General features: G+C 62.8%; 8 protein-coding genes. 4 read left to right on the top strand and 4 right to left on the bottom strand.

Annotation, left to right across the window (positions count from 1 at the left end):
- Positions 1 to 254 (top strand): carboxypeptidase-like regulatory domain-containing protein (locus M0954_RS14745; RefSeq protein WP_297353983.1); only part of this gene is annotated, 254 nt, incomplete at its 5' end.
- A 59-nt stretch (positions 255 to 313) separates the two neighbouring features.
- On the opposite strand, the gene M0954_RS14740 is transcribed toward M0954_RS14745, so the two are convergent.
- Positions 314 to 601, bottom strand: coding sequence for a DUF4148 domain-containing protein (locus M0954_RS14740; RefSeq protein ID WP_185090177.1), 288 nt, complete (start codon positions 599 to 601; stop codon positions 314 to 316).
- Between the two features lie 399 nt (positions 602 to 1,000).
- Between M0954_RS14740 and M0954_RS14735 the strand changes: the two genes are divergently transcribed.
- A complete protein-coding gene (locus tag M0954_RS14735) occupies positions 1,001 to 1,216 on the top strand; it encodes a hypothetical protein (protein ID WP_122156008.1) in 216 nt (71 codons plus the stop codon).
- A gap of 167 nt (positions 1,217 to 1,383) precedes the next feature.
- Here the strand turns inward: M0954_RS14735 and glgA are convergent, their stop codons facing one another.
- Entirely contained in the window at positions 1,384 to 2,970 is a 1,587-nt protein-coding gene (gene glgA, locus M0954_RS14730) for a glycogen synthase GlgA (RefSeq protein WP_122159103.1), read from the bottom strand.
- A gap of 501 nt (positions 2,971 to 3,471) precedes the next feature.
- Here glgA and M0954_RS14725 point away from each other — a divergent pair.
- Positions 3,472 to 3,765, top strand: a complete 294-nt coding sequence (locus tag M0954_RS14725; RefSeq protein ID WP_133894746.1) for a hypothetical protein — start codon at positions 3,472 to 3,474, stop codon at positions 3,763 to 3,765.
- 146 nt (positions 3,766 to 3,911) lie between these two features.
- Positions 3,912 to 4,946: an alpha/beta hydrolase gene (locus M0954_RS14720; protein ID WP_122156006.1), complete on the top strand. Its 1,035-nt coding sequence runs from the start codon at positions 3,912 to 3,914 to the stop codon at positions 4,944 to 4,946.
- A 63-nt stretch (positions 4,947 to 5,009) separates the two neighbouring features.
- On the opposite strand, the gene M0954_RS14715 is transcribed toward M0954_RS14720, so the two are convergent.
- Both M0954_RS14715 and M0954_RS14710 read right to left on the bottom strand, forming a co-directional pair.
- On the bottom strand, positions 5,010 to 6,953 hold the full coding sequence (locus M0954_RS14715) for an EAL domain-containing protein (RefSeq protein ID WP_122156005.1): 1,944 nt from the start codon (positions 6,951 to 6,953) through the stop codon (positions 5,010 to 5,012).
- A 284-nt stretch (positions 6,954 to 7,237) separates the two neighbouring features.
- Positions 7,238 to 8,514, bottom strand: a 1,277-nt coding sequence (locus M0954_RS14710; protein WP_297353981.1) for an ABC transporter ATP-binding protein, incomplete at its 5' end; no start/stop codon positions are given.

Below are 8,514 nucleotides of genomic sequence, written 5' to 3'. Positions count from 1 at the left end.
GCGCGACCTTTACGACCGGATCGGGCGAGTACCTCTCGGGTGTCGCGGTGCAGGTGGCGAGATCCGACGGCACCGTCGTATTCAATGCCACATCGGATGGCCCTTATCTTTATGCACGGCTCCCGCAGGGCCACTATCGGCTGGTTGCCAGTCTCGACGGCGCGCAGCGCAGTCGCGATCTCTATGTGCCTGCCCGAGGGGGAGTGAAACTGAACCTGGTCTGGCCGCTGCCTCACGCGAACTCACTGAACTGAGGCCTGCAGCACTCGCGGAACACGCCGGTCGTTGTCCCCGGCGTGTCGCGCCCGCGAGCTTAATTGCCCCTGTAAACGGTGCGATTGAGGGTCTTCATCTGGCCGTCGGTTTCCGCCTGATACAAGTCCTGCTTCACCTCGGCACGGGTGAGGCCGGCGGGCGCGCCAGAGGCCACTTGCCCGTTGGTATCCATGCCTACGCCGCTATTCTGGTTGTTGTTGGCGTTGTCATTTCCCATGTTCGAGGTTGCGGCCGGTTGAGGCGCGTTCTGGGTGTCCTGCGCGAATACGGGCGCGGCGCAAGTCATGACGGATACGGCTGCTGCAATATAAGCGATTCGGATCATATTCGACTCCTTGGTGAAAGGACGTTTGGATGGTCGGCTGTGTTTTCTGATGCGGCGCCGATTCCGGTCTCCACAACGCCAGTTCAGTCTACGGCCGCGGCCGGGGCGCAATGCTGACGCGCCCATGACAAAACAGCCAGCAAACGATTGCGATCCAAGACGATCCGCGCGAACGCGGGTCAGGACAATGCGCGCCGCATAACATGCCAGCCTTTCCGCGCGGTGACATCAAGTTGACCCCATGTTTCAGCAAAACTGACACTCACGGTCAAGCCTCGCTTCAATCTGCGGGCACACTAGCGGTCAAACAGAATCATGAGAGCAATCAAGGCAACGCAAAGCCATACACGCCCGCGTCGACGGGCGAGGACCTTACAGACGGGAGTGTCCGGGGAAGCAATGAATCACCACCAGCTCGAAAAAGATATCGAACATCTTGAACACCTGCTGCCGCGTATCGCCGCGCTGGACGGCGCCTTGCCTTTGAGCTACTGGCGCAGCCGGCTCGCCCGAGTGACGGGCGCTGCGCGCGTGCCGTCGCAGGTCAGCCGGGTCAAGAGACTGAGCGACGCGCTGCTGGCGCTCGAAGCCCGCGAGAAGGATCCGGCACCGTAATATTGGCTACGCAGGCATCGTCCATGCTGCCATCCCGGTATCTACGGGAAAAATCGCCAAGACTCGCGAAGAGTTCGACAACCGGTTAGCCATGATCTTGCAGGACGCTGCCTCCGGCAGGACACCGTGACCTCACTTTTACCTTTCTTGTATAGCTCTTGCTTCCGTTACTGAACGGCTGCCGCCTGCGAACTGTCGGCGGGCACAGGGCTCGCCGAGCTGCGCCGGCGGCGCGCGGCGATAACCGGAACCGTCGTGGGCTCTTCGCGCGGCACCACGGGGCGCGCATCCGTCAGTTCACAGTACACGTCGACGTAGCGTTTGACTGCCGTGCCCCATCCTGAATCGCGCGTCATCGCATTACGCTGCAGCGCGCGCCACAACGATGGATTCTTGAACGCCTCGACTGCACGCGCCACGCCGCCAGCAACGTCCTCGACGGTCTCTCCTTCGAACAGGAAGCCGGTCGCCGCGCCCGACTTGCCCAGCCCGAGCGCATAGTCGGAGACCGTATCGGCAAGGCCGCCCACGCGCGACGCCACCGGAATCGTGCCGAAGCGCATCGCGTACAGTTGCGTGAGCCCGCACGGTTCAAAGCGGCTCGCGTGCAGCAGCATATCCGCGCCGGCATGCAGCATGTGGGCGAGCGTCTCTTCATAACCAATGCAGGTGCCCACACGTCCTGGCCAACGGGCAGCCAGTTCGCGCATGCGCGCTTCGATCGGCGCGTCGCCTTGGCCCAGAATGGCGAACTGAAGCCGCTCGTGCCGCGCCATCATGGCCGGAATCGCCTCGGCCACCACCTCCGCCATCTTCTGCTCAGTGAGCCGGCTGCCGATCGCCACCAGCGGCACAAACGGCTCGCGGGCGAGTCCGAACGCCTGTTGCAACGCGCGCTTGCACGCGTATTTGCCTGCTACGTTGTCCGCCGAATAATTGCTGGTGATCAGCGCGTCGGTAGCGGGATTCCACATCTGCATGTCGATGCCGTTGGTGATGCCGGAGAGCTTGTGCGCCTCCGCATTCAGAACGCCTTCCATCCGATGGCCAAAGCGCGGTGTGAGGATTTCCGTCGCATAACGCTCGCTCACGGTCGTGACGCGGTCGGCATGGACGATCCCGGCTTTCATCAGGCTGAGCGAACCGTAGAACTCGATGCTGCGCTCGTCGGTGAGTGCCGGCGCCAGCAGTTCAGGCGGCACGCCCATCCACGGACCCGCGGAGAGCGGATAGTTGCCCTGAAACGCGAGATTGTGGATCGTGAAGACGCTGCGCGCCTGCACGCCGCCGAGTTTCATGTAGAGCGGCGTGAGTCCGGCGTGCCAGTCGTGAGCGTGCACGACGTCCGGCCGCTTGATACCGCGCACGCCGCGCGCAATCCGTGCCGCGGCAGCAGCGAGCGATGCGAACCGCACGAGATTGTCCACGTAGTCGCGACCATAGCGGTCGCGGTAGATTCCTTCGCGTGTGAACAGATGATCCATCTGCAGCAGCAGAACAGGCACGCCCGTGTCCGGCATATGCGCGCGGATGATCACGCCATCGCCGCCCGGCAGACCCGTGAGTTTCGCCACGCGGGTCGCGCCGAGCACGCGTTCGAGGGCGCCAGGATAAGCGGGCATCAGGATCGACGCAGCGACACCGGCTTCGCATAACGCGGCGCCGTATGCGCTGACCATGTCAGCGAGACCGCCCGTTTTTGCAAGCGGGGCTGCTTCGGATGCAACCAGTAAAACGGTGAGCGGCGTCGGCATGGTCGAAAGAAAATTTGGCGGGTGGGGCGTGAGCGGATAAGCGCTGCTGCAAAAATCAAAACCGCTAGTTTTCAGCAAGCACTGTGCCCGTTCCTCTTGAACGAAGCGCGGGCTGCGGCCTCAGCTCATGACGAGCGCGTGTGTTGGCTCGTTGACGTGCGTTCGCGCAACCTGCGTGCAGCGCGCTTTGCCGCGCTGCACAAGGATCTGCGGCTTGCGGCCCGAAATGAAGCCGCGCGTCGATTCCGATTTGCGTCGCCCTGCGTATCAAACATTTGCGATTTTCGTACGTAGCTCGTGACGCATTCGTGGCAGCACGCGACTGGCAAGACGGCGAATGCGGGGCAGTTTTTACGCATGACAGCTACACAACAGTGCAACGATGCACGCTCTTCGCTCCCAGCGCTTTTACAACGGCACGTCGCTTGCTGAATCTTCATCAGGTCTGCGTGCATTGGCAACGCAGCCACTCGAAACCTGAATCTCACTGAGGAGCAAGTCATGAAAATGCAAAAGGCGGTCTTGATTTCGGCATTGTTGTTGGGCTCTAGCGTTGCGCTGGCCGCGGGTGGAGGTGGTGCCGGGAACGGTGGAGCGGGCGGCAATGGTAACGGCAACGGAGGCGGCGGCGCCCCTGGCGATTCGGCGATGACCGCCGCCAGCGGCACCGGCCCGACGACGATGTCGAAGACCAAGACGAAGAAGAAACACACCCATACGACCGCGTCCAGGCCGGCCAACGACACGACCAACATGCCCGGCGCCGACGCCAGTAGCGACACGAAGGGGCATTGAGCCGGCAGCTTGAGGGATCTGCGCCTGGCGGTCGGGCGCAGGTTCTTGAGCGCGTCTGCTTTAGTGCTCTCGTTGAGTTCGTCCCTTTGTTTTCCCTTTGACCCATAACCCGGTCCCGATTCCCCGGTCTTACCTGGAGCCGCGCCATGACACTCGCCGATACCCTCAAAGGCATGATCGGACTGGATCCGACCGCACACGCAGACGCCGACATGAAGACGGTGCTCGCCGCGCTCAAGGAGCTGAACCCAAAGCCGATCGAAGAATGCAGCGTCGCCGAAGCCCGCGAGCAGCCGACGCCCACCGATGCCGTCAGAAAGCTGATGACACAGGCCGGCCACGCGGCCCGGCTGCCACTGGAAGTGGAGGCGGTGCAGAGCGAAGACACGGTGATTCCGGGCGCTGCCGGCAGCAATCCGGCGCGCATCTACCGGCCGGCTGGCGACGGTCCTTTCCCGCTGATCCTGTATTTTCACGGTGGCGGTTGGGTGATTGCCGATCTGGACGTCTACGACGCGACGCCGCGCTCGATTGCGGCGCAAAGCAACGCGATCGTGGTGTCCGCCCATTACCGGCAAGCACCTGAGCACAAACTGCCCGCCGCCCACGAGGACGCGTTTGCCGCGTGGCGCTGGATCGTCGAAAGCGCGGCGAGCCTTGGCGGTGACCCAAGCCGGATAGCGGTGATGGGGGAGAGCGCCGGGGCGAATCTTGCCATTAACGTAGCCATCCACGCGCGCGATTCAGGCCTAAGGACGCCATTACATCAGGCGCTGATCTACCCCGTGGCGAGCAACAACATTGTTTCGATCTCCTATGAGGAAAATCGCAATGCGAAGCCGTTGAACAAGAAGATGATGTTGTGGTTCATGCAGAACGTGATCAACGACGAGCATGATCTGAAAAGCCCGTTGATCGACGTGGCCAGCGCGGATTTGTCGAACCTGCCGCCTACGGTGGTGGTCACTGCGGGCATCGACCCGTTGCGCTCCGATGGCGAAAAGCTCGTGGAAAAACTGCGCGACGCCGGCGTCGCCGTCGAGCACCGCAACTATCAGGGGGCGACGCACGAGTTCTTCGGCATGGCGCCGGTGGTTCAGGCGGCGCGCGATGCCCAGACCTTCGTTTCGCTCGCGCAGCGCCAGGCATTTGGTGGCGTGCCATTAGAAGAGGCGCCTTGATTCGGAAGAGTGACGGCAACATGTGCCGGCGAAGCTCAAGCGCTCCGGTAATTCACGCCGCCTTTAAACAACGTTGGCCTGAAAAAACTGCATCGACTCTGCCGGCATTGGCCGGCCGAACAGGTAGCCTTGCATCACGCGACAGCCGAGTGCGGTCAGCATTTCGCACTGCGATTCGGTCTCGACGCCTTCCACCACACACTCGAGGCCGAGATTCCGGCACAGGTCCATCACCGATTTGATGATCTTCCCGCTCGCCACGTCGGTATCGACCTCGGCCACAAAACTGCGATCGATCTTGATCGTATCGAAGGGCAGACGGTGAACGTAGCTCAAGCTGGAATAGCCGGTGCCGAAATCGTCGAGCGACACCTGGCAGCCCACCTGCTTGATCAGCGACAGGGAAGCACGCGCCTGCCTGAAGTCGCGCGTCACTGCGGTCTCGGTGATTTCGAAATGCACCCGCTCGGCCAGCGTGGCGCTCGCCTGCACGATGTCGAGCAGCCGCCTTGCGCGGGGTACCGACGAGATGTCGAGTGCCGAGAGGTTAAACGACAGATAGATATGTGGCGGCCAGTTGGCGGCTTCATTCAGGGCCTTGTGCAACAGCACCTCGGTCACGACGCGAATCAGATCGGTTCGCTCGGCGATGCGGATGAATTCATCCGGCCTTACCTGACCGAGCTTCGGACTGCGCCACCGGCCAAGCGCCTCGAAGCCGACCGCGGTGCGTGTGGCGACGTCATAGATGGGCTGAAACTCCAGATAAAGCTCGGCGTCGAGGTTCGCCGCCTTGAGCTCCTGGGCGACGAGGCTCGCGCGCCGCACGCGGTTTTCGTGCTCGGCGGAAAACACCACGGCCGTACCGCGCCGGCTTTCCTTGCCGACATAGAGCGCGGCATCGGCGCGCTCGAAGACCTCGCCCACGCTGACACTCGCGGGTGGCAAACCGGCCCAGCCGATCGTGCCCGACAACTCGGCGGTGTTCTCGCCGACGGTGTACGGCCGGCTAAGCCGTTCGCACAGTGTTTGTCCCAGGCGGTCGAGTTCTTCCTCGTCAAGACGCCGTTGAATGATGATGCCAAATTCGTCGCCACCCAGCCGCGCAAAAAAAATCGTCGGATCGGCGAGCGCCAGAAGGCGGATGCCGACCTCCTTGAGCACGAGGTCGCCGCTCGAATGACCGTAGATGTCGTTGACCTGCTTGAAGCCGTCGAGGTCGATCAGCCCCATGTGGAAGTTGGCGACGCCGCCCGTGCCTTGCTCGGCCAGCGCGTTGAGCGAAGAAAAGAAACTGCGGCGGTTGGGCAGGCCGGTCAGGCTATCGATATTGGCGAGGCGAAAGTTGTCGTCGCTGAGTTTCTGCGTGACCGACTGGCTCACCAGCAGTTCGCGCTTCGAAGAGACGAGGCTCGCGAAGTTCTTGTAGTAGAGGTGGACGATAAAAGCGAGGGTCACGCCGACGAACAGCATATCCGCCGCCATTGCCACGAACACGGGGCGCCCCGCAGCCAGCAGAAAGATCGTGAAAGAACCGATCACGATGGTCAGCAGCGTAAGCGCCGCGGCTCGCAGATGCATCAGGCAGAACACACATCCGACCACCGTGGTGGCCATGTAGAACGCCACCTGACACTGCTCGTAGGCTGGCCCATAGGGGAACAGCAGCAGCGACCAGGCGGTGAAGCCGACGCCGAAGCCGCACGCGAACCAGAAGGTTTTGCGCAGCTCTGGTACGGCTTTCTCATGGGTGAGTGTGCGGTGCCGGACGAACCACCACCGTGCGCAGCGGAACACGCAGACCGTGCAAAGGGCAGCGGGAATATAGATGGCGAGCCAGCCCGGCGCGTAGGGAAGGTGGGTAATGGCCACCGCCATCGTGTTGACCACCAGCATGAAGTAGAGGAGCGGGATCTGCCGGCCGAACGCCTGCATTTGCGAGCGCACGAGTTCCTGGTCGGTGCTGTCGACCGTGAACGCCCCCCGTATTCGAGCTACCGATCCCATCAGTGCTCCTCGTGTGAATTAAGCCGTAACCCTCGTATATCGGCAGTTTTCTTAACATTCTTCAGTTTTTATGAGCATTCCGAGGGAAATTGCCTGGGTGTGCAGGCGGCGATACGTTACGCAAACGTTGTCGTCGCGACAGGAGGATTTTGCGGCGAGCGAAGACGGGACAAAGAGAGGGCTGAGGGGGCGATGGGAGGGCGACGCGGAGAAGCCAGGTTGACCGTAACCACAGGGACTACAGGGGCATGGGAACCGTAATGGCCACCGGCCCGGTCAACCGGTCACGCCAGTTCCGGCGGCGGTGTGCTGCGCTTGCGTTGGCGCGTCAGCGTATCGCGGTAGATGCCGGGCACGGTCGCCAATTCCGAGGGCGAGCCGTCCTGGACGACCCGGCCGCGATTGACCACGACGATCCGGTCGAAGCTCTGCAGCGTCGACAGCCGGTGGGCGATGGCGACCACCGTGCGGTTTTGCATCAGGCGTTCGAGCGCCAGCTGGATCGCAGCTTCCGAGGCCGAATCGAGCGACGAGGTGGCTTCGTCGAGCAGGAGGATCGGCGAATCGCGCAAAATGGCGCGTGCGATGGCGATCCGCTGCCGTTGGCCGCCGGAGAGCTTGGTGCCACGATCGCCGACCACGGTGTCGAGTCCGTCCGGCAACGCGCTGAGGATGTCCATGCAATTGGCATCCTCGCAGGCGCGCTTGACATCCGCCTCGTTCGCTTTCGGCACCCCATAGCGGATATTCTCGAGCAAGGTCCTGTGAAACAGCGAGACATCCTGCGGCACGATCGAAATCGCGGCCTGGAGACTGTCCTGGCCCACCTTCGAGATGTCCTGCCCGGAGATGCTGACGTTGCCGGACGCCGGTTCGTAGAAGTGCTGGATCAGGGCAAGAATCGTCGATTTGCCAGCGCCCGACGGCCCGACCAGTCCCACGCGCTCGCCCGCGCGGATCTGCAGGTTCAGGCCGTTTAACACCGGCCGGCGTCCCGGATAGGCGAACGTGACGTTGTTGAAATCGATGGCGGCGTTCGTGACGTGCAGCGGCGGTGCATCGTGGTGCTCCGGCATCGCGTGGGGCGCGAGCAGGATGGCCGAGGCTTCGCCAAGGCGCGCGACGTACTGCGTCAGGTCCACGAACGCGACCGCGAGATCGCGCGTGCCGTGCAGAATCGCGAAGCCGAGCGAGCTGATCAGCACGACGTCGCCAGTCGTCGCGCGGTCCACGCTCCATAGCCAGAGGGTCCAGCCGAGCATGCCAGCGGAGAGGATCGCCGTGGCGATGGCATGAAGCAGACGCAGTTTTTCGAGGTAAAGGAGGCTGCCGGTGCGCGCCCGGGTTTCGACTCCCAGTTGCTCGTCGAGGCGTCGACGCTCCCTGCCGATGGCGGAGAACGCACGCACCAGCCCCATGTTGCCGATGATATCGACCAGTTCCCCATCCACCGCGGCCGCACGCGCAGCGAAGGCGTGGTGCCGCGAAGTGCCTCGGCTCGCCAGAATGTATACGCCGAAAGCGAGGATGCCGGAGACCGCCACCAGCGCGGCGCTCATGG

Source organism: Paraburkholderia sp., from assembly GCF_026225065.1.
GTDB lineage: Bacteria > Pseudomonadota > Gammaproteobacteria > Burkholderiales > Burkholderiaceae > Paraburkholderia.
The sequence above is the reverse complement of the archived record's forward strand: the minus strand, read 5'-3'. Positions and strand labels throughout refer to the sequence as shown.

What these genes read in the sequence shown, in the direction of transcription:
- M0954_RS14740 (WP_185090177.1), bottom strand. Translation starts at nt 601, where the DNA reads ATGATCCGAATCGCTTATATTGCAGCAGCCGTATCCGTCATGACTTGC.
- M0954_RS14735 (WP_122156008.1), top strand. Translation starts at nt 1,001, where the DNA reads ATGAATCACCACCAGCTCGAAAAAGATATCGAACATCTTGAACACCTG.
- glgA (WP_122159103.1), bottom strand. Translation starts at nt 2,970, where the DNA reads ATGCCGACGCCGCTCACCGTTTTACTGGTTGCATCCGAAGCAGCCCCG.
- M0954_RS14725 (WP_133894746.1), top strand. Translation starts at nt 3,472, where the DNA reads ATGAAAATGCAAAAGGCGGTCTTGATTTCGGCATTGTTGTTGGGCTCT.
- M0954_RS14720 (WP_122156006.1), top strand. Translation starts at nt 3,912, where the DNA reads ATGACACTCGCCGATACCCTCAAAGGCATGATCGGACTGGATCCGACC.
- M0954_RS14715 (WP_122156005.1), bottom strand. Translation starts at nt 6,953, where the DNA reads ATGGGATCGGTAGCTCGAATACGGGGGGCGTTCACGGTCGACAGCACC.